Origin of the sequence: Nocardia sp. NPDC051981 (assembly GCF_040680715.1) — a bacterium.
GTDB lineage: Bacteria > Actinomycetota > Actinomycetes > Mycobacteriales > Mycobacteriaceae > Nocardia.
On the sequence record NZ_JBFAXK010000026.1, the window covers coordinates 50,182 to 72,309 of the forward strand.

At 67.6% G+C, this 22,128-nt stretch carries 25 protein-coding genes and 1 pseudogene; 11 read left to right on the forward strand and 15 right to left on the reverse strand.

Features of this window, described 5'->3' with window-relative positions; translation table 11 throughout:
• Nucleotides 1-21 precede the first annotated feature (21 nt).
• The 3 genes from xdhC to AB0L60_RS33535 are packed head-to-tail and all read right to left on the reverse strand — an operon-like array spanning nt 22 to nt 4,656.
• Nucleotides 22-840: a xanthine dehydrogenase accessory protein XdhC gene (gene xdhC, locus AB0L60_RS33525; RefSeq protein ID WP_364622623.1), complete on the reverse strand. Its 819-nt coding sequence runs from the start codon at nt 838-840 to the stop codon at nt 22-24.
• A gap of 1 nt (nt 841) precedes the next feature.
• Nucleotides 842-3,211 carry a xanthine dehydrogenase molybdopterin binding subunit gene (gene xdhB / locus AB0L60_RS33530; RefSeq protein WP_364622439.1) on the reverse strand — a complete coding sequence of 790 codons (2,370 nt, stop codon included), beginning with the start codon at nt 3,209-3,211 and terminating at the stop codon, nt 842-844.
• Nucleotides 3,208-4,656, reverse strand: coding sequence for an FAD binding domain-containing protein (locus tag AB0L60_RS33535; RefSeq protein WP_364622442.1), 1,449 nt, complete (start codon nt 4,654-4,656; stop codon nt 3,208-3,210). Before AB0L60_RS33535 ends, xdhB begins: the two co-directional genes overlap by 4 nt.
• 398 nt (nt 4,657-5,054) lie before the next feature.
• On the opposite strand from AB0L60_RS33535, the gene AB0L60_RS33540 reads away from it, so the two are divergent.
• The gene (locus tag AB0L60_RS33540) at nt 5,055-6,446 is read left to right on the forward strand and encodes a nucleobase:cation symporter-2 family protein (protein WP_364622445.1); all 1,392 of its coding nucleotides are present in this window, start codon (nt 5,055-5,057) and stop codon (nt 6,444-6,446) included.
• Nucleotides 6,447-6,450: 4 nt separating this feature from the next.
• On the opposite strand, the gene AB0L60_RS33545 is transcribed toward AB0L60_RS33540, so the two are convergent.
• Entirely contained in the window at nt 6,451-7,458 is a 1,008-nt protein-coding gene (locus AB0L60_RS33545; protein ID WP_364622448.1) for a bile acid:sodium symporter family protein, read from the reverse strand.
• A gap of 83 nt (nt 7,459-7,541) precedes the next feature.
• On the opposite strand from AB0L60_RS33545, the gene AB0L60_RS33550 reads away from it, so the two are divergent.
• The 3 genes from AB0L60_RS33550 (at nt 7,542) to AB0L60_RS33560 (ending at nt 10,132) form a co-directional block, all read left to right on the forward strand.
• Complete coding sequence (locus tag AB0L60_RS33550; RefSeq protein WP_364622451.1) at nt 7,542-8,411, forward strand: LysR family transcriptional regulator; 870 nt, start codon at nt 7,542-7,544, stop codon at nt 8,409-8,411.
• 168 nt (nt 8,412-8,579) lie between these two features.
• Nucleotides 8,580-9,827 carry a glycosyltransferase 87 family protein gene (locus AB0L60_RS33555; RefSeq protein ID WP_364622455.1) on the forward strand — a complete coding sequence of 416 codons (1,248 nt, stop codon included), beginning with the start codon at nt 8,580-8,582 and terminating at the stop codon, nt 9,825-9,827.
• A 110-nt stretch (nt 9,828-9,937) separates the two neighbouring features.
• Complete coding sequence (locus tag AB0L60_RS33560; protein WP_364622458.1) at nt 9,938-10,132, forward strand: hypothetical protein; 195 nt, start codon at nt 9,938-9,940, stop codon at nt 10,130-10,132.
• Between the two features lie 21 nt (nt 10,133-10,153).
• Here AB0L60_RS33560 and AB0L60_RS33565 read toward each other — a convergent pair whose 3' ends face one another.
• Nucleotides 10,154-10,492 (reverse strand): helix-turn-helix domain-containing protein, encoded by a 339-nt coding sequence (locus AB0L60_RS33565; RefSeq protein ID WP_354841679.1) that lies wholly within the window; start codon nt 10,490-10,492, stop codon nt 10,154-10,156.
• Between the two features lie 69 nt (nt 10,493-10,561).
• Between AB0L60_RS33565 and AB0L60_RS33570 the strand changes: the two genes are divergently transcribed.
• Complete coding sequence (locus AB0L60_RS33570; RefSeq protein WP_364622462.1) at nt 10,562-10,888, forward strand: hypothetical protein; 327 nt, start codon at nt 10,562-10,564, stop codon at nt 10,886-10,888.
• 7 nt (nt 10,889-10,895) lie between these two features.
• On the forward strand, nt 10,896-11,537 hold the full coding sequence (locus AB0L60_RS33575) for a cysteine hydrolase (RefSeq protein ID WP_364622465.1): 642 nt from the start codon (nt 10,896-10,898) through the stop codon (nt 11,535-11,537).
• Here the strand turns inward: AB0L60_RS33575 and AB0L60_RS33580 are convergent.
• A complete protein-coding gene (locus AB0L60_RS33580; RefSeq protein ID WP_364622625.1) occupies nt 11,521-11,955 on the reverse strand; it encodes a cytochrome P450 in 435 nt (144 codons plus the stop codon). The genes AB0L60_RS33575 and AB0L60_RS33580 overlap by 17 nt on opposite strands.
• 53 nt (nt 11,956-12,008) lie before the next feature.
• Nucleotides 12,009-13,157: a transposase gene (locus AB0L60_RS33585; RefSeq protein WP_364622469.1), complete on the reverse strand. Its 1,149-nt coding sequence runs from the start codon at nt 13,155-13,157 to the stop codon at nt 12,009-12,011.
• 31 nt (nt 13,158-13,188) lie between these two features.
• Between AB0L60_RS33585 and tnpA the strand changes: the two are divergent.
• Nucleotides 13,189-13,595, forward strand: a pseudogene (tnpA, locus tag AB0L60_RS33590) (IS200/IS605 family transposase).
• A gap of 172 nt (nt 13,596-13,767) precedes the next feature.
• Here the strand turns inward: tnpA and AB0L60_RS33595 are convergent.
• Nucleotides 13,768-14,040: a hypothetical protein gene (locus tag AB0L60_RS33595; protein WP_364622472.1), complete on the reverse strand. Its 273-nt coding sequence runs from the start codon at nt 14,038-14,040 to the stop codon at nt 13,768-13,770.
• On the reverse strand, nt 14,028-14,345 hold the full coding sequence (locus AB0L60_RS33600) for a hypothetical protein (protein ID WP_364622475.1): 318 nt from the start codon (nt 14,343-14,345) through the stop codon (nt 14,028-14,030). Before AB0L60_RS33600 ends, AB0L60_RS33595 begins: the two co-directional genes overlap by 13 nt.
• 142 nt (nt 14,346-14,487) lie before the next feature.
• Between AB0L60_RS33600 and AB0L60_RS33605 the strand changes: the two genes are divergently transcribed.
• Together AB0L60_RS33605 and AB0L60_RS33610 are read left to right on the forward strand one after the other, a co-directional pair.
• Nucleotides 14,488-15,612, forward strand: a complete 1,125-nt coding sequence (locus AB0L60_RS33605) for a helix-turn-helix transcriptional regulator (protein WP_364622478.1) — start codon at nt 14,488-14,490, stop codon at nt 15,610-15,612.
• Complete coding sequence (locus tag AB0L60_RS33610) at nt 15,605-15,925, forward strand: hypothetical protein (protein WP_364622481.1); 321 nt, start codon at nt 15,605-15,607, stop codon at nt 15,923-15,925. The genes AB0L60_RS33605 and AB0L60_RS33610 overlap by 8 nt, the downstream gene beginning before the upstream one ends.
• On the opposite strand, the gene AB0L60_RS33615 is transcribed toward AB0L60_RS33610, so the two are convergent.
• Nucleotides 15,915-16,628, reverse strand: a complete 714-nt coding sequence (locus AB0L60_RS33615) for an HAD family hydrolase (protein ID WP_364622484.1) — start codon at nt 16,626-16,628, stop codon at nt 15,915-15,917. The two genes, AB0L60_RS33610 and AB0L60_RS33615, sit on opposite strands and share 11 nt — an antisense overlap.
• A 233-nt stretch (nt 16,629-16,861) precedes the next feature.
• On the opposite strand from AB0L60_RS33615, the gene AB0L60_RS33620 reads away from it, so the two are divergent.
• Entirely contained in the window at nt 16,862-18,337 is a 1,476-nt protein-coding gene (locus AB0L60_RS33620; protein WP_364622627.1) for an AIM24 family protein, read from the forward strand.
• Here AB0L60_RS33620 and AB0L60_RS33625 read toward each other — a convergent pair.
• Together AB0L60_RS33625 and AB0L60_RS33630 are read right to left on the reverse strand one after the other, a co-directional pair.
• A complete protein-coding gene (locus AB0L60_RS33625; RefSeq protein ID WP_364622630.1) occupies nt 18,267-18,437 on the reverse strand; it encodes a hypothetical protein in 171 nt (56 codons plus the stop codon). The two genes, AB0L60_RS33620 and AB0L60_RS33625, sit on opposite strands and share 71 nt — an antisense overlap.
• On the reverse strand, nt 18,355-18,735 hold the full coding sequence (locus AB0L60_RS33630) for a hypothetical protein (protein ID WP_364622635.1): 381 nt from the start codon (nt 18,733-18,735) through the stop codon (nt 18,355-18,357). Before AB0L60_RS33630 ends, AB0L60_RS33625 begins: the two co-directional genes overlap by 83 nt.
• Before the next feature lie 101 nt (nt 18,736-18,836).
• Between AB0L60_RS33630 and AB0L60_RS33635 the strand changes: the two genes are divergently transcribed.
• On the forward strand, nt 18,837-19,634 hold the full coding sequence (locus AB0L60_RS33635; protein ID WP_364622487.1) for a DUF1460 domain-containing protein: 798 nt from the start codon (nt 18,837-18,839) through the stop codon (nt 19,632-19,634).
• Nucleotides 19,635-19,645: 11 nt separating this feature from the next.
• Here AB0L60_RS33635 and AB0L60_RS33640 read toward each other — a convergent pair whose 3' ends face one another.
• Genes AB0L60_RS33640 through AB0L60_RS33650 form a run of 3 tightly spaced genes read right to left on the reverse strand, consistent with a single transcriptional unit; the run spans nt 19,646 to nt 22,091 of the window.
• Nucleotides 19,646-20,437, reverse strand: a complete 792-nt coding sequence (locus AB0L60_RS33640; protein ID WP_364622490.1) for a DeoR/GlpR family DNA-binding transcription regulator — start codon at nt 20,435-20,437, stop codon at nt 19,646-19,648.
• Nucleotides 20,434-21,258, reverse strand: a complete 825-nt coding sequence (locus tag AB0L60_RS33645; RefSeq protein WP_364622493.1) for a carbohydrate ABC transporter permease — start codon at nt 21,256-21,258, stop codon at nt 20,434-20,436. The genes AB0L60_RS33640 and AB0L60_RS33645 overlap by 4 nt, the downstream gene beginning before the upstream one ends.
• Nucleotides 21,255-22,091: a sugar ABC transporter permease gene (locus AB0L60_RS33650; RefSeq protein ID WP_364622496.1), complete on the reverse strand. Its 837-nt coding sequence runs from the start codon at nt 22,089-22,091 to the stop codon at nt 21,255-21,257. Before AB0L60_RS33650 ends, AB0L60_RS33645 begins: the two co-directional genes overlap by 4 nt.
• Between the last annotated feature and the right edge of the window lie 37 nt (nt 22,092-22,128).

A 22,128-nucleotide genomic window follows, 5' to 3' on the forward strand; every position in this document is an offset into this window, starting at 1 on the left:
CCCCGGCGGCCGGCCACGGCGTCAGTCGGTGGTGCGCGCTCCGAGTTCGAAAGTGTGCAACAGATCCGCCGCGACGCTCACCGCGATGACGGCCGGTTCCTTCCCGGTGATATCGGCCAGCCCGATCGGAGTCTTGATGCGGCCCAGGGCTTCCGGCGAATGACCGCCCTCGGTGGTGAGCCGCTTCCGGAACCGCGCCCACTTGGCCGGGGATCCGATCAGGCCGATGGTGCCGAGGTCGTCGGCGCGCAGGGCGGCATCGCAGAGGGCGGCGTCCTCGGCGTGATCGTGGGTCATGATCAGGACGTGGGTGCCGGGCGGCAGCCGGTCGAGGACCTGCTCCGGCAGCAGCGGCGTGTGATGGGTATGGACCCGCGCGATGGCGTCGTCCAGCGGCGCGAGCCGTTCCCCGGAGAGCACCTCGGGCCGGGAGTCGATCAGGTGCAGGTCGACATCCTGACGGGCCAGGATGCGGGCCAGTTCCAGCCCGACGTGACCGACCCCGAAGATCGCCACCGCAGGGCGCACCGGCAACGGCTCGAGCAGCACGGTCACCGTGCCGCCGCAGCATTGGACACCGTGCTGACCGACGACCTTGTCGTTGAGGGCGAATTCCATCAGCTCGGGTTCGGCGTGCGGTTTCGCGATCAGCTCGCGGGCGCGCTCGACGGCGACGGCCTCGACATTGCCGCCGCCGATCGAACCCCAGATATCGGACTGTCCCACCACCATTTTCGCGCCCGCCCGGCGCGGTGCGTGGCCGCGCACGGACGCCACCGTCACCAGGACGCCGGGTTCCCGCCGGTCGCGCAGGCGCGCGACCGCGGTCACCCAGGTCATGTCACGCACGGGCGGAAAGGCTTTCCCCGGTGGCGAATTCGCGGGCCCGCCGGGCCGCGTCGAGAGCCCAGTACACCGCCTCCGGCGTGGCGGGTGCGCCCAGCTCGACGCTCACCCCGTCCGGTCCGAAGGCCGCGGCGGCCTGGCGCAGCGCCTCGCGCACCGAGAACGCCAGCATGAGCGGCGGCTCCCCCACCGCCTTGGACCCGTACACCACGCCCTCCTCGTGCGCGTGCTGCAGCAGGGTGACATTGAAGACCTCGGGCATCTCCGAGAAGCTGGGCAGCTTGTAGGTGCTCGCCGCCTGGGTGAGCAGCCGCCCGCGGCCGGGTCCGTCACCGGTGTCCCAGCGGATGTCCTCGAGCGTCAGCCAGCCCGCACCCTGCACGAAGCCCCCCTCGATCTGGCCGATATCGATGAGCGGGGACAGGCTGTCGCCGACATCGTGGACGATGTCGACGCGGCGGATGTGGTACGCGCCGGTGAAGCCGTCCACCTCCACCTCGGCGGCGGCGGTGCCGTAGGCGAAGTACTTGAACGGCGAGCCGTGCATGGTCTTCGCGTCCCAGTGCAGGCCCTCGGTGCGGTAGAAACCGGCCGCCGACAGCTGAACTCGCTGCAGATAGGCCGTCCGGCACAGGTCGTTCCACTCGACGACCGCGTCACCGGGGCCCAGGGCGCGGGCGACGCCGTCGGCGATGCGGACGTCGGAGGCATGGACCCCCAGCCGAGCCGCCGCCACCTGCAACAGGCGTTCGCGCAGCTGCTCGCAGGCGTTCTTGATGGCCGCGCCGTTCAGGTCGGCCCCCGAACTCGCCGCGGTCGCGGAGGTGTTGGGCACCTTGTCCGTTCGCGTCGGCGCGAGCCGCACCTTGTCCAGCGGGATGCCCAGTGTGGTGGCCGCCACCTGCAGCATCTTGGTGTGCAGGCCCTGCCCCATCTCGGTGCCGCCGTGATTGATCAGCACCGACCCGTCCTTGTAGATCAGCACCAGCGCCCCGGCCTGGTTGAAGGCCGTCATATTGAACGAGATGCCGAACTTGACGCCGGTCACGGCCAGCCCGCGCTTCACGTGCGGATGCGTGGCATTGAAGGCCGCGATCTCCCGTGTGCGCGTGGCGATCTCACCGCGTGCGAGCACCTGGTCCCAGGTGGCGGTGATGCGTTCGGGGTGGCGCACCTGCTGCCCGTAGGGCGTGGTCTGCCCGGCATGGTAGAAGTTGCGGCGGCGCAGTTCCATCGGATCCAGGCCGAGCAGCGGCGCGCACCGGCCCAGCAGGTCCTCCATGACGAGCATGCCCTGCGGACCGCCGAAGCCCCGGAAGGCGGTGTTGGAGGGCTTGTTGGTCTTGGCGATGCGACCGGTGAAGCGCGCGTTGGGAATCCAGTACAGGTTGTCGACATGGCAGAGCGCGCGGGCCAGCACCGGTTCCGAGAGGTCCAGGCTCCAGCCGCCGTCCGAGGTCAGGGTGGTGTCCAGGGCCTGAATGTGCCCGTCGGCGTCGAATCCGACCCGCCATTGCGCGTGGAATCCGTGCCGCTTGCCGGACATGGTCAGGTCCTGGGTTCGGTTGAGCCGCAACCGGACCGGACGCCCGGTGAGGGTCGCGCCGAGCGCCGCGATGGCCGCGAAGCCGTGCGGCTGCATCTCCTTGCCGCCGAATCCGCCGCCCATGCGCAGGCATTGCACGGTCACCTCGTGACTGTGCAGCCCGAGTACGTGGGCCACAATCTCCTGGGTCTCCGACGGATGCTGCGTGCTGGACTGCACGAACACCTGCCCGCCCTCGTCGACATGCGCCAGGGCGGCATGGGTTTCGAGGTAGAAGTGTTCTTGATCGGAGAAGTGGATCTCACCGGTGAACACGTGCGCCGAGGCCGCGAACCCGGATTCCAGGTCGCCGCGCCGCACCTGGGGATGCGCGCCCTGGAAGCTGCCGGCCGCCACGGCGTCCTCGATCGTGATCAGCGAGGGCAGCGGCTCCAGCTCCACCTCGATCGCCGCCGCGCCCAGCCGCGCGGCCTCCAGGGTCTCGGCCAGCACCCAGCAGACGGCGTGGCCGTGGAAGCAGACCTCGTCGGGGAACAGCGGCTCGTCGTGCTTGACGCCGGCATCGTTGATGCCGGGCACGTCCGCCGCGGTGAGCACCCGCACCACGCCCGGCACGCCCAGCGCGGGCGCGGTGTGCAGGGCGGTGATGCGCGCGTGCGCGTGCGGCACCTGCACCGGATACGCGTGCAGCACATCCTTGGTGCGGTACACCAGGTCGTCGGTGTAGAGCGCGGCCCCGGTGACGTGCAGGGCGGCGCTCTCGTGCGGCAGCGCCACACCCACCGCGGGATTCTCGGGTCGTTGCGACAGGTGGCTCATGACAGCACCCCCGCGGGTTCGGTCTCGGCGAACAGTTTGCGCAGGCTCTCCCCGAGCATGGCGCTGCGATACCGCGCGCTGGCGCGGTGATCGTCGAGCGGAGTGCCCTCGTCCCGCAACACCTGCGCGGCGGCTATCACGGTCGATTCGGTCCACGGCCGGCCCACGAGGGCCGCCTCGGTGTCGTAGGCGCGCACCGGGGTGGCGGCCACACCGCCCAGCCCGATGCGCGCGGTGCGGACCAGACCGTCCTCGATGTCGAGCGCGAAAGCCACTGCGACGCTGGAGATGTCGTCGAAGCGGCGCTTGGCGATCTTGTGGAAGGCGGTCACCGGCGCCAGCGGCAGTGGAATCCGGACGGACTTGATGAGCTCGTCCGGCCGCCGCACCGAGCACCGGTAGCCGGTGAAGTAGTCGGCCAGCGCGACCTCACGCTCGCTGGCGGCGTCGGCCAGCACGACCGACGCCGCCAGCGCCAGCAGCACCGGCGGTGCGTCGCCGATGGGCGAGCCGGTGCCGAGGTTGCCGCCCAGGGTGGCCGCATTGCGGATGAGCCGGGAGGCGAACTGCGGGAACAACTCCGACAGCAGCGGCACCCGCCCGGCGAGGCGGCGTTCGATCTCGGTGAGGGTGAGCGCCGCGCCCAGCTCGATCCGGTCCGCGCCGATGGTCAGCGCACGCAGTTCGGGCAGCTGATCGACGGCCAGCGTGTACTCCGCCCGCCGGCCGCGGAGGTTCACCTCGACGCCCAGGTCGGTGCTGCCCGCCACCACCGTGGCGTCCGGGTGCTCACGCAGCAGCCGGAGTGCGTCGGCGAGGGTCGCAGGCCGGACGAAACGCTGCCCACCGGAACTGAAGTCGGTCGCCACCAGTTCCGGCGGGTCGGAGGCGAGCCGCCGGGCCAGTTCGTCATCGGCCTCGGGCTCGCCGACCGCGAACGCCGCATCGCGGATGGGCCGGTAGCCGGTGCACCGGCACAGATTGCCGCTGAGCGCGTGCAGATCGAAGCCATTGGGCCCGGTCTCGGCATGCGCGCAGTCGGGTGCGATCTCGTCGAGCGCCCGCCGATCCGGCCGGTAGTACTCCGCGGCCATGCTGCACACGAATCCCGGTGTGCAGTAACCACATTGCGATCCGCCGCGCACCGCCATCTCACGCTGCACCGGATGCAGCCGCGCGGGGCCGCCCAGGCCCTCGACGGTGACGATCTCCTGTCCGTCCAGCGCGACGGCGGGCACCAGGCAGGCATTGATCGCCACCCATTCGGTCGGCTCGGCCACTCCCGGCCGGGCCACCAGCACCGAACACGCGCCGCATTCGCCCTCCGCGCAACCCTCCTTGCATCCCGTGAGCCCGAGCTCCCGGAGAAAGTCCAGCAGAGAGGTATGCGGCGCGGCGGGAGAAATCGTCGTGGTCTTCCCGTTCACCGTCATGAAAATTGCCATTGCAGGCTGCCTTCTACGTCGAGTGCACTATCCAGTGTTCGCGGATTAATTCCGCTCGTCGAGAAAAGCCGCGCCTCAGCAGCCGTGCGCCACGCGGCCGGGCACCCACACCGTCCGGTGGGCGAGGCGACGCAGGTCGGAATTGGTGGACATCCGGTCGCCTCCTGCCTGTGACCACGGGTTACGAGGCCCCGAACCTACGTCGCGGCACGATATTCGGTCAACACGAGGGGACGCGCGCCGCGGGATTCTGTAGGAAAATACGAAGGCGGCCGGGAGGCGCGCCGAACCGGCTGGACAATCGAACAATCTGCTGCGGGACAGGTATTTCCTGCGTCATCATTCGGGTCGTGGTCGCGGCCTGTTCGGGCCGTTGTTCACGCGTTCCAGGAGGCATCATGCAAATGCGCTTTTCGCGCCCCTCCCGTAAACCCGATATCGGCGTCGCCCGGCCCCGGCATCCGGTCGACGAAATCCCGCCGCCCCCACGATTGGCGCTGCTGGGCCTGCAGCACCTGGCGATCATGTACGCGGGCGCGGTCGCGGTGCCGCTGCTCGTCGGCGGGGCGCTGAAACTGCCGGCCCACACCATCGGCCTGCTGGTGAATGCCGATCTGCTGGTCTCCGGCATCGTCACCATCATCCAGTCGGTCGGCATCGGCCGGATTCTCGGTGTCCGGCTGCCGGTGGTCGCGGGCGCGACCTTCACCGTGGTCTCGCCCATGATCCTGATCGCGCAGCAATTCGGCGGCGGCGAGGCCGGGCTGCCCACCGTCTACGGCGCGATCCTGGTGTCGGGCGTATTCGGTCTGATCATCGCCCGCTTCTTCGCCAAGGTGGTGCGGTTCTTCCCGCCGCTGGTGTCGGGCTGCGTGATCTGTGTGATCGGGCTGTCGCTGATCGGCGCGGACGCCGGGCTGATCGCCGGCGACGACCCGAAAGCGGCCGACTACGGCCAGATTTCGCATATCGCGCTGGCCGGGCTGGTGATCGCGCTCATCGTGGTGATCCACCGGTTCGCCCGCGGGCTGATCGCCCAGCTGGCCGTGCTGATCAGTGTCATGATCGGCACGCTGGTGGCGGTGCCCATGCATCTGGTCGACATGTCGGCGGTCGGGTCCTCGGGCTGGTTCGCGATCTCGCGGCCGTTCATCTTCGGCGCCCCCGAGTTCCATCTCGGCGCGATCATCTCCATGTGTGTGGTCATGCTGGTGACCTTCACCGAGTCCACCGCCGATATGGTCGCCGTCGCCGAAATGGTCGACAAGCAACTCGAGCCCGCGGACCTGGGACGCGGCCTGGCCGCCGACGGACTCTCCGCGGTGCTGGCCGGATTCATGAACTCCTTCCCCGACACCGCCTTCGCAGAGAATGTCGGCCTGGTCGGGCTGACCGGCGTGCGCAGCCGCTGGGTGGTCGCGGCCTGCGGCGGCATGCTGGTGGCGCTCGGGCTGGTGCCCAAGGTCGGCAGTGTGGTTGCGGCACTGCCGGGTCCGGTGATCGGCGGTGCGGCAACGGTCATGTTCGCCATGGTCACCGCGGTCGGGCTGCGGGTGCTGCACAAGGTCCAGTTCGAGGGCACCAGCAATATGCTGATCATCGCGGTCACGCTGTCGGTGGCGCTGCTGCCGGCGGTGGCCCCGAATATCTACACCAAGTTCCCGGCCGACTTCCAGATGATCGCGGGCAGCCCGATCACCTCGGCCGTGATCGTGGTCTTCGTGCTCAATCTGGTCTTCAATCACTGGGGTGCGAGCAAAACCGGCACACCGGTGAACGAGGAGCACTGACCGATCACACCGGTTCCACTGCACCGCTGGGCAACTCGGCTTCCACCGGGTCCGCCCGGCGGGCATAGCGCTGGGCCAGAGCCGCGCAGGTGAAGAGCTGGATCTGGTGGAAGATCATGAGCGGCAACACGATCAGGCCGACCGGATGCCCGGCGAACAGCACCGAGGCCATGGGCAGGCCGGTGGCGAGGCTCTTCTTGGAGCCGCAGAAGGTCAGCACGATGCGGTCCGTGCGGGAGAAGCCGAGCAGGCGGCCACCCAGCGTGGTGAGGGCCAGCACGGTGGCCAGCAGGGCCGCACAGACCAGCACCGTGGACACCAGCACCCGGGCCGACAGATCGTGCCAGATGCCCGCTGTCACACCGGCGCTGAACGCCGCGTAGACGACCAGGTAGACCGAGCCGCGATCCACCGTCTTGGTGGCTGCCGGATGGCCGAGCACCCAGCCCAGGCGGGGGCGCAGCAGCTGCCCGGCCAGGAACGGCAGCAGCAGCTGGACCACGATGGCGAGCACCGCCGATGGTGAAACATGTACGCCTGCCGTAGTTTTCATGCAGGCCATCACGAGCAGCGGGGTCGCGAAGACGCCGATCAGATTCGACAGTGAGGCGCTCACCACCGCGCCCGCCACATTGCCCCGTGCCATCGAGGTGAAGGCGATGGAGGACTGCACCGTCGAGGGCACCAGGCACAGGAACAGCACACCGGTGTACAGGTCCGGGGTGAGCACGCTCGGCACCAGCACCCGCAGGGCCAGGCCCAGCAGCGGGAAGATCACGAAAGTGGCTGCCAGTACTCCGGAGTGGAGTCGCCAGTGCCGCAGTCCGGCGAGGGCCTCACGGGGTTCCAGGCGGGCGCCGTAGAGCAGGAACAGCACCGCGATGGCGATCTTGGTGGCCCAGTCCAGCACCTCGGCCGCGTCCCCGCGCGCGGGCAGCAGGGCGGCCAGCGCCACGGTGGCGAGGATGCCCAGCATGAAGGAGTCGATGCGGAGTTTGGCGAGGAGCTGCACGTTTCGACGGTAGGAGCGCGGATGCTGATCGCGATAGTCGTTCGATCCGATATCTCTCATCGGGATACGTGATAATTACCCGCATGTTCGAACCCGAGCTGCTACGCACCTTCCTGGCCGTGGAGCGGGCCGGCGGCTTCACCGCCGCGGGCCGTCAGCTGGGCCTGCGCCAGTCCACCGTGAGCGGCCATATCGCCCGTTTGGAACAGGCCGCCGGGCGGGAGCTGTTCCGCCGCGACACCCGCAATCTGGCGCTCACCGCCGACGGCGCGGCCATGATCGGCTTCGCCCGCGCCATCCTCGACGCGCAGGCCCAGGCCCAGGCCTACTTCTCCGGTTCCGCCCTCACCGGCCTGGTGCGGCTGGGCGCGTCCGACGATGTGATGGCCCGCGCGCTCCCCGACATCCTGGTGGAGTTCCAGCGCACCCATCCGGGCGTCGATCTCGAGCTCACCGTCGGCCTGAGTGAGACCCTCAAATCCCGCATGGCCGCAGGCGAACTCGACCTGGTCTTCGGCAAGCGGCTGCCGGGCGAGCGGCACGGTACGCTGCTGTGGCGGGACCGGCTGGTGTGGGCGGGGCGTTCGGCCACAACGGAATTCGAGAATCCTGTGCCCTTGGTCACCTACCCGGAGCCGAGCCTGACCCGGCAGCAGGCGCTGCGCGCGCTCGAGCACGCGGGCCGTACCTGCCGGGTCGTGTGTGTCAGCGACAGCCTGCTCGGACTGCGGGCGGCGGCCCTGGCCGGGCTCGGGGTGATCGCGCACGCGGCGGGTGTGCTGCCCGATGGGCTGGTCCCGCTCACCGACCCCCGGCTCCCCGAATTGGGGGAACTGGATTTCGTTCTCATGCACCGCCGCACCCGGCTGGCGGATCCGGAGCAGGCGCTGGCCGACGCCATCATCGCCAATGCGCGCCGCCTATCACTCCAGACCAGTCGGTCGGGCATGTGACCGCACCGTCCGCTGTGGACGGTAGGGTGCTGAGAATCCGAATTCGCGCTACGCAGAGCGCGGATCGGCCGGCCGCTGGCCGGGAGCGTCAAGGCGGGCGGGCTGAAGCGTTCGTGTTCAGCATTTCTCGAGCCCAGCAGTGTGTATCGCACATCCGAGGTGGGTCTGGTGTTGATCGGTGCAAGGACGAACGACAGTGCTGTCATCGAGGATTCCGGTGGGCCACCACCGGCGTGGCCCAGGACGACGCTGATCGTGCTGGCCTTCGGTGCGGTGCTGTCGCTGGTGCTGATCTTCGCGACCGTGGATCCGTGGCTGGACCAGGTGGGTTTTCTGGCGGGCGGCTTCGACGTCCACGTCTACCGGGACGGCGCGTGGAAGATCTACCACGACCATCCGCTCTACACCGAGACGACGCATCGCGGCCTGTCCTACACCTACACGCCGTTCTCCACGCTGATGTTCCTGCCGATCCTGATGGTGCCGTGGGGCTACGTCACGAATTCCTGGCTGGCACTGAACATTTGCGTGCTCTACGGCTGTGTCCTGTTGTGCTGGCGTGTACTCGGCCACCGCCTCACCTGGCGGCTCGCCGGGATCAGCGCCCTGCTGGCGGCGACGGCCATGTTCCTGGAGCCGGTGCGCACCACGCTGTACTACGGCCAGATCAACCTCGTACTGATGGCGCTGATCCTCTGGGACTTCTCGCGCCCGGAGGGTAGCCGGTTGCGCGGCGTGGGCACCGGGCTGGCCGCGGGCATCAAGCTGGTGCCGCTGTATTTCGTGGCGCAGTTGCTGGTGCTGCGGCAGTGGCGGGCGGCCGTGGTGGCCGCGACCACCTTCATCATGACGATCCTGGTCGCCGGCGCCGTCCTTCCGTCCGATTCGAAGCAGTACTGGACCAGGACGTTCTTCCAGTCGGACCGCATCGCCCCCGACACTCAGCCGGCCAATCAGTCACTGCGAGGCGTGATCGCTCATCTCTCGGGCCATCAGGTGCCGCAGTGGCTGTGGCTGCTGATCGCGGTGCCGGTCGCGGTCGGCGGCCTGCTGCTCGCGGCGGCGCTCTACAGCCGTGGCGAGAGACTGCTCACCGTCACCACCGCGGGCCTGACCTCGTGCGCGGTCTCCCCGTTCTCCTGGAACCACCACTGGGTCTGGTTCCTGCCGCTGTTCGTCTACCTGATCAACCGTGCCGCGTCGGAACCGCGTTGGTGGTCGGCGGCCGGTTTCCTCTACCTGACCACCGGCGCCTGGGCCTACCACTGGACCGATCGCTGGGTGGTGGTCGGCTGGTTCCTGTTCCCGCCGTCCTGGCCGATCTCGCAGATCCTGCTGAACTGCTATGTCATCGTCTACGTGGTCATCCTGGGCGGCCTGATCGCCTGCCTCCGGCGCTCCCCCGACCGTAGATAGGCAACCGACCGGTCGGCTATTGGCCCACATCCGTTATGAAAGAGTTGCCGAGGGTATATCCGAATCAGGCCGGGGATGGGAATCCCTCTCGCGCATACCTTTCGCGAGCGATGACCGAGGAGGACGCCATGAAGGAGCCGGTGTGCATCGATTGCTGGCGGCGTGACAACCTCACCTTCGCCCAGCGGCTGGACCCCGCCTACATCAAGCCGGGGCCGAAGTACCGGTGCGCCATGCACCGGGCGCAGTGTGAGGCGGAGGGCATCGGACCGGACCACACCGAGCGCACCGACCGCGCCGCCTGACGAACCCGGACGCGGGGCGCGTCACGGCGTCTCGATGACGAGACCCGTTCGCGCGCTGCGCTTCTCACCCCACTCGTAGAGCGCGGTCAGCACCGGGACCAGACTCCACCCCTCGTCGGTGAGGTCGTACTCCACCTGCGGCGGGACGGCGGGAAACACCGTGCGCCGCACCAGCCCATCGGACTCCAGCTCCCGCAACTGCTGAACCAGCATCTTCTCGCTGGTGTCCGGCATGAGCCGCCGCAACTCCCCATACCGCCGCACCCCCTCCTTGAGGTGCGCCAGAATGACCGCCTTCCATTTGCCCCCGATCAGATCGACGGTCACCTCGACCGGGCAGTGGTAGCGCTTCGCCGGCATCTCGCCTCCGGTACTTACCGAAAAGTGCGTTCTTGTAACACTGTAATCAGGGGACTTTCATGAATTCCCATGAAGGTCATCGCATTCGATCGATTCAAGTCCGGCGTCACGCTGGAGACCATCGCCCCGTATCTGCCCGAGGAGGTCGCCAATGTGTGGCGGCTGTGGAAGGCGGGCATCGTGCGGGAGAACTACGCCCGCGTTGACGAGCCGGGGGTGGTCATCGTGTTCGAGGTCGACAGTGTCGAGGAGGCGCAGCGATACGTCAACGACTTCCCGCTCACCAGGAAGGGGTTCCTGGAGTGGACGTATGTGCCGGTCACGGCGCCGCTGCCGATCGAGGCGCTGATGGACGCCTCGGTGGATGTCGCGGAACCCTACGATCGCACCCGGTGAGGCCGTCATGCGACAAGCCTACGGCCTGACCATTCCGCAGACCGTCGAGGACGCCTGCCACCCGGAACGCATGGCGCTGCTGATCTACGACATGCAGGTCGGCATCGTGGGGCAGCTGCCCGACGGCGAGAGCATCGTGAAATCCTGCGTGCGGTTGCGGGATGCGGCGCGGGCGAACGGTTTCCGCGTCTTCTACACCCGCCACATGTCGATCCCTCCGGCGGCGGCGGGGATTTCGCAGTTGCGCACCGCCATGGAGTGGCAGCACGTGGACGATCCGGCCGAGGTGCGGTCCGCCTTCGCGCAGGGCTCGCCGCAGTACGAGTTGGTGCCCGAGCTGTCCCCGGGTCCCGACGAGGTCGTCTTCGACAAGATCACCATGTCCGCCTTCGCCGCGACGCCGCTCGATATCGCCCTGCGGGACTTGGGAATCGGCGCTTTCGCGGTGGCGGGCATCGCCATGGAGGTCGGCATCGAACCCACGGTGCGGCACGCCACCGACCTCGGCTACCTGCCCATCGTGGTGACCGACGCCTGCGGAGCGGGCCATGCCGAGGCGGCCGAACGCTCGCTGGCCGGACTGGCCTTCGCGGGCGGTTCCCGCACCACCGGCACCGATGCCCTCAGCGCGCTCATGAATCGCCGCTAGCGGGCAGAATCTCGGTGTAGGACAACGGGATCGCGGCCGGTCCGCGCAGCGTGACGTGTTCCCGATACGGCGGACGCTCGCAGTCGAGCCGGGGTTCGCGCACGCGCCGCGCGAATCGGGTCACGGCGATATCGGCCTCCAGCCGGGCCAGCGGTGCGCCCAGGCAGAAGTGCTGGCCGAGACCGAAGGCCAGATGCCGGTTCTGGCGGGCCGGATCGAAGCGGCCGGGCTCCGCGAAAATCTCCGGATCACGGTTCGCGGCGGCGAGCAGCATGACGATCATGTCGCCCGCCGCGATCTCGATGCCCGGCAAGGTAATCGGGTCGCGGGCGATGCGCGGGAAACCCCAGTTGTTGTTGTTGTTGTACCGGCGGGTCTTGACGTCCTCTCCGGCCTGAAAGCCGGAGATTCCTGCCAGCGCCCTGTCGGGCGCTCTCGGTGGGTTCCTGTTTCACTGGGACTTGCTTTCCGCTAGGCGGAAAGACTGACGGTCCCTCCGCAGGCGTTTAACCTCTCCGCCCGTCCGGCGGCGAGGATGTTGCGTGCCGCGTTCAGATCGCGGTCGTGGACGGCTCCGCAGGCGCACGTCCATTCACGCACGTGCAGGGGTTTCTTCCCGCTCAGCGCTCCGCATTCGGAACACAACTGACTGGACGGGAACCAGCGGTCCACCCTGGCGAAGGTGCGCCCGTACCGGTCGGCCTTCTCCTCCAACATGCGGGTGAACATGCCCCACCCGGCATCGTGGACCGACTTCGCCAACCGAGTACGCGCAAGACCTTTCACGCACAAGTCCTCGACGTACACCGCTTGGTTGTCGCGGATGATCGTCGTGGACTGTTTGTGCGCCCAATCACGGTGCGTATCCGACACTTTCGCGTGAGCCTTGGCGACCTTCAACCGGGCTTTGGCCCGATTCGCCGAGCCTTTCTCCTTCCGTGACAAGGACTGCTGAGCCTTGCGGAGCTTGCGCTCGGCGCGACGGAGGAAACGGGGGGAGGCGATCGTCTTGCCGTCCGACAGGACCGCGAACGTCGACAAGCCCAGGTCGATGCCAACCTCGCAAGCAACTGGCGCAAGCGGCTGATCGTCGGTCTGCACGACGAACGACGCGAAATACCGTCCCGACGCGTCCTTGATGATCGTGACCGACGACGGCTCCGACGGCAGCTCCCGCGACCAGCGCACCGCCAGTTCGCCAACCTTCGGCAGCCGCAGCTTGCCGCCGGCAGTGACCGCGAACCGCGCGTTGCGGGTGAACCGGATCGATTGCCGATTGTCCTTGCGCGAGCGGAACCGAGGCGGACCTACCCGCGCGCCGCGCCGCTTCCCCGTGATCGAGGCGAAGAAGTTGCGGTAGGCGGTGTTCAGATCGGTGAGCGCCTGCTGCAACACCACCGACGACACCTCCGAAAGCCACGCACGTTCCGGAGTGCCCTTGGCTTCGGTCAACGCTTTCGACAGTTCCGCATCCTTGATATACGGCTGCCCGTCGCGGCGCGCGGTCTCCCGCGCAGCCAATGCATCGTTGTACACCACCCGCGCGCATCCGAACGCCTGCGCCAGCGCGACCCGCTGACCCGGCGTCGGATAGACGCGAAAGTTGTACCGCAACTGCATATCTCGATATTATCGTATTGGTTCGGCAGACATGGGTGATGTTAGAAAAGGTAGGCACTGCATTTCCGCTCTCCGTGCCGTTTGGTTTTCGTGACCAAGTACCGGCATCGCGTGTTCACCGATCGGCACCTGGAGCGGATGGAGCAGATCATGCGGGCCGTCTGCGAAGACTTCGAATGCGAGCTTGTCGAGTTCAACGGCGAAACCGACCACGTTCACCTGCTGGTGAACTTCCCACCCAAGGTCGCCCTGTCGCGGCTGGTGAAATCCCTCAAAGGCATCTCGTCGCGGCGAATGCGCCAAGAGTTCCCAGAACTGGTCCGCCACTGCTGGCGGGCGCAACGCTTGTGATCGGGTTCCTACTTCGCTGGATCGGTCGGCGGCGCACCAATTTCGGTCCGCTGCCAGTACATCGAGCAGCAGAACCGCCCGGTTTAAGGCACGCTCGGGCCTTGGCGGCCCTCCCACGTCCACTGTCACCACCGCCCTGAACGGCGGTGCACTAGCGGACATTCCGGTAGCGCAGGGTCTCCTCGATCACCGGCCCCGCGAGCGATCCGGCGGTGCGTAGATTGGCCAGGTGATGACGAGCACGCCCGATCAGGCGTGATCACAGGGTGAATCGCTTCCCCTTGGCTGCCCACAGGACGCGTCCGCGCTGGGTGAGCTGCCAGCTTTCGTCCGTGCCGGATTCGACCAACCCCCGGGCCGCCAATCGCGCAATTATGCGTCGAATCGACTCTTGGCCGAGGGAATTGCCAGGCCCGGATGGAGGCAGCGACACCCCTGCCGCGACACCCTCGATCGTCAACGCCTTGCCTGCCAAGTTGAGCGCACCCAGCACCGCGAAGTCCGGCAACGCCAAGGGAGTCAGACCTGGCATCCGCGCTCTCCTCCGAGATACCGCGCGAAGCTCTGTCGAGGTGCTACGACCTCCACATCGCACATACACATCAGCCGATCGATAATGAGTGCGTCGAGGTCCTGCAAGGATGGAACAAGTACCGCATCCACATCGGCGGCACTCACCTGGTCGATCAGAGGCAGGGGCGACGAGTCGGACGGCCAGATCAGGGCGTATCCCAACTGCCGCGCCAGGCGCGCAACCTGTGCTCGATTCCATTGAGCACCAAGACCTGAACGTTCTTCATCAACATGGCCGAATGCTGTCGGAAGCGCACTCTTCATGACTGCCCTCAAATTCGTGGTGACGGCTACCTACTTCGAGAGAACCCGGCAGCGATGCGTTCGGGAAGGTGGCAAGTCGCCAGATAACCGACCTGCCACCCCTTGCCAGCAGCCAGAATGAGGGCATGTGCGGGGAGTGGCGATGACCGATCCGGCCATCGAACCGGAGCGGCGGGCTGCAGCCGTCGCCAACGAACTGGCGCGCGAAATCAGGAGGTTGAGGCGTGCGGCTGATATGAGCCAGCGCGTGTTGGCATCCAAGGCCGGGTACTCGCGTCAGTACGTATCGATGACCGAGTGGCAGGACGCCACTCTGCCCTCCGAGGATCTGATATCTGCCATCGATAGCGCGCTCGGTGCGGGTGGGGCACTGATCGCACTACGCGCGCAGGCCAAGACGGAGCAGTCGACCAAGCGCAGACAATCACGGCCCACGCCACCGGGTGCGGGCGCGGACAGGGCACGCGAACCTTCGGCGGCGTGGCCCGCCGTGGTCGACGAATCTTCGCTGCGGGCGGCGCTGCTCGATCCACGGATTGCCACGGCCGGAGCCGCGCCGAGTGGGCATCTCTCCGTCGAGCAGGCGTTCCCAACCTCATCGGCGGCATTCGACCTATCTGAGCTCGTGCAGCCCGATTCCGTTGCGGCGCTGGCGCGTTCAGGTCCGATCACGGAGCGAACGCTCGTCAGCTTCACATCTGTGACGCGATTGCTGGCGAGCCAGCGGCAGAGCATCGCTCCGGATGCACTGGTCGGTCTCATTGCAGCACACCGTGATTCGGTAGCCGAGCTGTTCCGGGCCGCGCATGACGATCGGATCAAAGGTCTGCTGGGTGCACTGCTGGGAGAGACCTCGATCGTGGCGAGCCGGTTGTGGAGTGCGGTTGGCGATCGGCCGATGGCACTGGCGAACTGTGTCTATGCGCGACAGCTCGCCGATAAGCTCCATGACCCACTGCTGAGCGGGATAGCGAGGATCTTCGAGAGCAATCTCCGATCCGATGCCGCCACGTTGATCGGTGCCGACGGTGACATCGTGATTGGCCTGCGAATGTTGAGAGAGGCGGCTGCATTCGGCCATGCACTTCCCACGTCGGCTCAAGCGCGGATCGCAGCGGAGCAGGCGCAGGCGTTCGCGGTGTTGGAACTTCCCCGAGAATGCAGGAAAGCGTTGACGGCCGCGCACCCGCGCGGTCGACCAGATCGGCGAGGCGGACCGGACCGGATTGTTCAGCGACTGGAACACCGCTCGCCTACGTGTGCATGAAGGCACCTGCCGGCTTTTTCTCAACGAACCCGCGAAGGCGATTGCGGCGCTCGAAGCGGCCGTGCAAGAGACCGGGCAGGGGGACCATAACGTCGCGTTGGCTGCGCGTGTGGACCTCGCGAGCGCGTATGTGCTCAACGGCGAGCTCGAGGAAGGATGCCAGGTCATCTGCGACACCTACGAGAGCCTGAAGGAGATGGGTAATCAGCGCGGAATCGAACGGGCCCAGCGCGCGATCGAGAGGTTGGCCCCGTGGAGGACCGAACGGCCCGTTCGCGAACTGGCGGAAAGGATCGCGGGTCTCAACCCGTGACCAGCGACTCCACGGCCGTGGCGATCGTATCCGGGTCCAGCGCATCGACTATCACATCCGGCGAGTACTCGGCGAGTTCTTCACGGCCCGTCCGGTGGGTCACGATGATGACATGGAATCCAGCGTGACGTGCACAAGCGATGTCATTGGGCGCATCACCGATGACCACAGTTCGGGAAGGGTCGAGCGCGTCGCCGTACCTGGCTGGATACAGTTCGGCAATCACCGCCGGGAGGTCGGACCTTTCGCGAGCATCGGACCCGAACGCGCCAATGTCCAAGTCCAGGTACGCATCCAGGCCAGTGATCCGAAGCTTGACCTCAGCCGCGCAGCGCAGATTACCGGTGAGAACCGTCTGAACGAAACCGCGCTTGTTCAGGGTCGCGATCGTCTTTGCCGGGCCCGGATACGCAGGCTGGTCCCGCGCCAGTTCGGCCTCTCCGTCTGCCATGACCTGCATCAATTGCTCCGGGAATACTTCAACTCCATACTCCGCAGCGTCATTCGGCACTCCGGAGGCAAGAGCGGCATCAATGACGATCGATTCATCTGTGTAGCCGTGGACGCGGGACTTGGGGAAGACAACATCGGCTTCCGGGATTCTGTAGGTGCGCGCGATAGCCCTGCGGAGCAGGCGCAGGTCAGCCGGAATGAGGGTGCCGTCAACGTCCCACACGATGAGTCCCGCGTGCTCCACACTCATGCGGTGCATTCTGACAGAACGCCGAAGGCGCGTGTTCCGCATCCAGGACGACAACGCCCGCCGCGATTCGCAGCGAAAACATCTGGGGGAATACCCGGATGGCCATTGATTCGGACATTCGGGACACTGGTGGCTGTGAATCGCCTATTGCCCGAACAGGTCCGGGCCGCCGGTGCGGGGCCGCGGTGACGGCGCTCGCCCGCGGGGAGAATCGGCCCGCGCCCGCCGACCGGATGACGGTCACCGTAACCTGCTCCGTCGCAGTCGATGTGTCCGCGCTGCTCCTGGGCGCGAACGGGCGGGTGCGGTCGGACGGGGACTTCATTTTCTTCAACCAACCGGTCGGTCCCGGCGTGGTCTATCGGCACGGCCGCGGCGCCGGGGACATGGTGGACGTCCAGACCTCCGCTCTACCCGCCGACGTGGATCGGGTCGCCATCACCGCCAGCCTCGACGGCAGCGGGCCCGCCACCTTCGCCGCCGCCGGGACACTCACCGCCGCCATCGGATCCCCCGCGGGCACACTGACTTTCCCGATGAACGGCCTGACCAGCGAGGCAGCCGTCGTCTGCGTGGAGATCTACCGCCGCGGCGACGCCTGGAAGGTGCGCGCGGTCGGACAGGGCTACGACAACGGCCTGGCCGGACTGGCCGAAGCCTTCGGCGTGACCATCGACGACGACCCCGAGCCGCCGGTGCAGGCCCCACCCGCCCCTACGCTTCCGGCGCAGGCCCTCCCGCCGCAACCCGTCGCGCCACCCCAGCAGCAGCCGCAACCCGCGCAATATCTGCCGACCCAACCCAATCCCGCCGCGCGGCCGATGCCATTGCCACCCACCCTGCCGGCCCAGCAATTCCAGCCGCCGGCCGCGCCGCAGCAGGTGCCCATGGCCCCGCAGTCTTTCGTGCCGCCGCCCTATCCGCCCGCGGCTCCCGTCTCGAATCATTCCGCGCCACAAGGAGTTCCGTCCGTGCAGAGCGAGCTGTTCCATCCGAATCATGCCGAGGTCAGCGGTTACGGCATTCAGAAGCAGGGCAGCAAGATGATCCGGGTGGCAGTCGACGGGGAGACCCTGGCCCGGGCCGGATCGATGGTGGCCTATCAGGGCGAGCTGCACTTCAAGGCGCTCGGGTCGGGTGGGATCGGGCGGGCGATCCAGCAGCGGCTCACCGGTGAGGGCGTGCCGCTCATGCAGGTGTCCGGGCGCGGGGATCTGTTCCTGGCCAATGCCGCCTCCGATGTGCACATCGTGGACCTGGACGGCACCGACGGCCTGACCATCAATGGCGCGAACGTACTGGCCTTCGACTCCACGCTGTCCTACAACATCCAAAGGGTCCAGGGCGCGGCCGGTTACGCCAGCAATGCGGGCTTCTTCAACTGCGTCTTCACCGGTCGCGGCCGGATCGCCATCACCACCCACGGCTCCCCCGTGGTCCTGAATGTCGACCAGCCGACCTACGCCGATCCGCAGGCCGCGGTGGCCTGGTCGTCCAGCCTGCAGACCGGCATCAAGCGCAATGACTCCTTCGGTTTCAGCCGCCTGATCGGCCGCAGCACCGGCGAGGGCCTGACCCTGTCGTTCTCGGGCCGCGGCTTCGTCATCGTGCAGCCCTCCGAGCTGCCGCCGGGCGGTTTCATCGGCGGCACCGGCGGTGGCCAGGAGGCCGGGCAGTCGGGCGGCATGTTCGGCGGGCTGCTCGGCTGACATTGGTGCGCGCCGCCTCAGCCAGCATCGACTCCGAGGCATCGAGCCCGACGGCCAGGCCCGAATCCCCCGCCGCCCGGCCGAAAGCCCTGGTGAACAGCCCCGGCCCACAACCGACATCGAGCACCAGCGCGCCCTCGGCGAGCCCGAGCGAAGTCCACCGCCCGCTGCTTCTCCCGGCGCACGCCGACCGCATCGCGTCCCATGGCGAGCCGGAAGAACTCGCGCCAGATGGGCTCGTAGACGCGGGAGATCAGCGGCACCCGCATGGCCGCCTGCCCGATGCCCCTGACCGGAGGCGTCTCCGCCCCGAGCACATCGAGATAGCCGTGGACGACGGTAGATTCGGGGAGGAGCAGTTCCACGATGCGCTGCTGCGGCGACTGGGTCGCGATCATGCCGCGCAGCTTACGCAGGTATTCGACGCGGCGAAAGGATTGTCTGGGACAGGAATCGGCTGTTAGGTTCGATCTGCACGTCTCGTTCCGATGGAGGGGTTTTGCGCACAGTCACCCGAATCCTGCTGATGCTGGTCACACTGGTCTTCGCGCTGGCTCTGCTGCCTTCCCAGGCCATGGCCGCCCCCGCGCTCGACGAGGCCACCTCGCAACAGCTGGACGAGTTGCTCGCCGTGCGCAACTCGACCACGGGCACCCGGACCGACGCCATCGCCCAGCTCTCCAGCCGCTTCCTCGGCACCCCCTACGGCGCGAACATGCTCGTCGGCTCCGTCACCCAGCCCGAGCAGCTGGTCATCGACTTCCGCCGCGTCGACTGCTTCACCTACCTCGACTACGTGGAGGCCCTGAGCCGCTCCACCACCCGCGCCGCCTTCATCCAGAACCTGGTGGCCACCCGCTACGCCGACGGCCAGGTCGAATTCACCCGCCGCAAGCACTTCTTCACCGACTGGGCCGCCGTCAACCGCATCGCCGCCACCGACATCACCCGCACCCTCACCCCCGCCGCGGTCACCGTCACCAAACACCTCAACGCGAAAGCCGATGGCGGCAACTACCTTCCGGGCATCCCCGTGGTGGACCGCGACATCACCTACATCCCCAGCCGCTCCTTCGACAACGCCGTCATCACCGCCCTCCACACCGGCGACTACCTCGGCGCCTACACCCCCGACGCCGGCCTCGACGTCTCCCACGTAGGCATCTTCACCACCACCCCGAACGGCCCGATGTTCCGCAACGCCTCCTCCCTGACCGTCAACAACCAGGTCGTCGACACCCCCCTGACCCAGTACCTCACCACAGTCCCGGGCCTGGTCGTACTGCGCCCGAACTGATTCGGTCGCGCTCAGACGAGGCGGACCTCGACGCCCGCGTCGCGGATGGGGGTGAGGGCGGCGGGGGCGGCTTCGCGGTCGATGACCAGGACGTGGATGGCGTCGATGGGGCAGATGCGGGCGAGTGCGGTGCGGTTGAGTTTGTCGGCGGTGGCGACCGCGATGACGCGGTGGGCGCGGCGGACCATTTCGGCATTGATGCCGGCCTCGTCGAGGTGGCGGCATTGGGCGCCGCCCTCGGCGGAGATCGCGCCGACGCCGAGAATCACGGTGTCCAGGCGTAATTCGGCCAGGGCCAGGGCGGCCAGGGGGCCGTGGAGTTCGTAGGACTCGCGGCGGGCCAGGCCGCCGAGGCAGATGGTGCGAAGGTGGGGGCGCAGGACCAGTTCGGCGGCGATATTGAGGGCGTTGGTGACGATGGTGAGTTCGTGGTCGGTGGAGGTGGGGAGGTCGGGGCGGGCGGCCAGGGCGCGGGCCACGGCCGTGGTGGTGGTGCCGCCGTTGAGGGCCACCACTTCGGCCGGATCGATCAGGGCCGCAGCGTGTTCGGCGACGCGCTGTTTGGGCTCGTCGGCGCTGCCGCGGTAGCGGGCGGGGAGGTCGTAGGCGACGGCGGTGGCGACGATGCCGCCATGGGTGCGGGTGGCCAGGCCCTGGTCGGCAAGGGCGGTGAAGTCGCGCCGGATGGTGGCGGGGGATGCGCCGAGGCGGGCGGCGGCCTCCTCGACCGAGAGGCGGCCGGCCTCGGCGAGCAGTTCCAGCAGGCGATTCCAGCGCCGGGAACGGTCTGCGGGAGCGGTCATTTGACGCTGCCGGCGGTGAGGCCGGCGACCAGGCGCTTCTCGATGAGCGCGAACAGAATCACGACGGGCACGATGCCGACGGTAGAGATGGCGAATACATATTGCCAAGCCACGTCGTACTGCCCGACGAACTTGGTGAGCGCCACCGACAGCGGCTGATTCTCCGGCGTGGTGAGAATGACCAGGCTGGCGGCGAATTCGTTCCAGCACGAGACGAAGGCGAACACGGTGGCGGTGACGATGCCGGGCCATACCAGCGGCAGGCTCACCCGAGTCAGGATCTGCCAGCGGTTCAGCCCGTCCAGCTGGGCGGCCTCCTCCACCTCGACCGGCACCCCGGCGAAGAAGCTGTGCAGGATCCACACCGCGAACGACAGATTGAACGCGCCGTTCACCAGGATCATGGCGAGCCAGGTGTCATTGATGCCGAGGGTGAAGAACTCGCGCAGCAGGCCGGTCACCAGCACGGTCGGTTGCAGCATCTGGGTGACCAGTACCAGACCCAGGAACAGCGTCTTGCCCGGAAACCGCCGCCGCGCGGTGTAATACGCGGCCGGAATGGCCACCACCAGCACCAGCAACGTCCCGAACACCGAGATCACCAGCGTGCTCACCAGATTGAACGGCAGCGGCGTCTCCGGCGTGTGCCACATGGTGGCGTAGTTGTCCGGCCGCCACTGCCGCGGCAGGTAGGTCGGCGGGATCCGCAGGATTTCCGAACGCGGCTCGAGCGACCCGAGCACCATCACCAGATACGGCAGCAGGAACACCACCGCCAGCACCGCGCCGACGGCCGTGAGACCCCACCGCCGCCGGGTCATCGCGCCTCCTCACCGGCGGGCCGGATCAGCTTCACATAGACCGCGATGATGACCAGGATCAGCACGAAGTTCAGCACGCTCATGGCGGCCGCCGTCGCGACCTGCTGATTCTGCCGAATCAGCTTGAACGTCAACGTGGTCGTGGTGTCCGCGGAGAAGCCCGCGATGTTGCCTGTCAACACCTGCAGGATCGGCAGCGAGTTGAACGAGTTGATGATGTTGATGACCGTCGCCACCGCCATGGCCGGACGCAGTTGCGGCAGTGTCAGATACAGGTACCGCTGCCAGGAGCTCGCCCCGTCGACCCGCCCCGCCTCGTCGATATCGGCCGGAATCGATTGCAGCCCCGCTAGAATCGTGTAGGTCGTGAACGGCACGGACACGAACACCGCCACCCCGATGGCCACCAGGAACGCCGGCCCCGGCTCCTTGGTGAATCCGAAACCCCGGTCCAGCAGCCCGATATCGACCAGGAACCGGTTGGCGATCCCCACATCCGGATCCAGCATGTAGTCGAAGATGGTGGTCGTCATGACCACCGACGCCGCCCACGGCACGAGGATGGCCAGCCGTACCGCCGTCCGCCCCGGGAAGTCCTTGTTCAGGAACTGCGCCAGCCCCGCCGAGAGCACCAGCGTGATCACCACGACCGCTACCACCCACACCACGGTGTGCGCCAGGATCGCGGGCAGCTCGTCGATGGCGAACAGCCTGCGGAAGTTGGCGAATCCGGCCGGGCCGCGGTCGGTCCCGTAGGCGCTCAGGTCGCGGGTCGAAGTCCAGATCATGTACCCCGCCGGGTACGCCACCACCGCCGCGATCAGGACCAGCACAGGGCCGATCCACGGCAACGCGCGCAGCGTGGCCGTG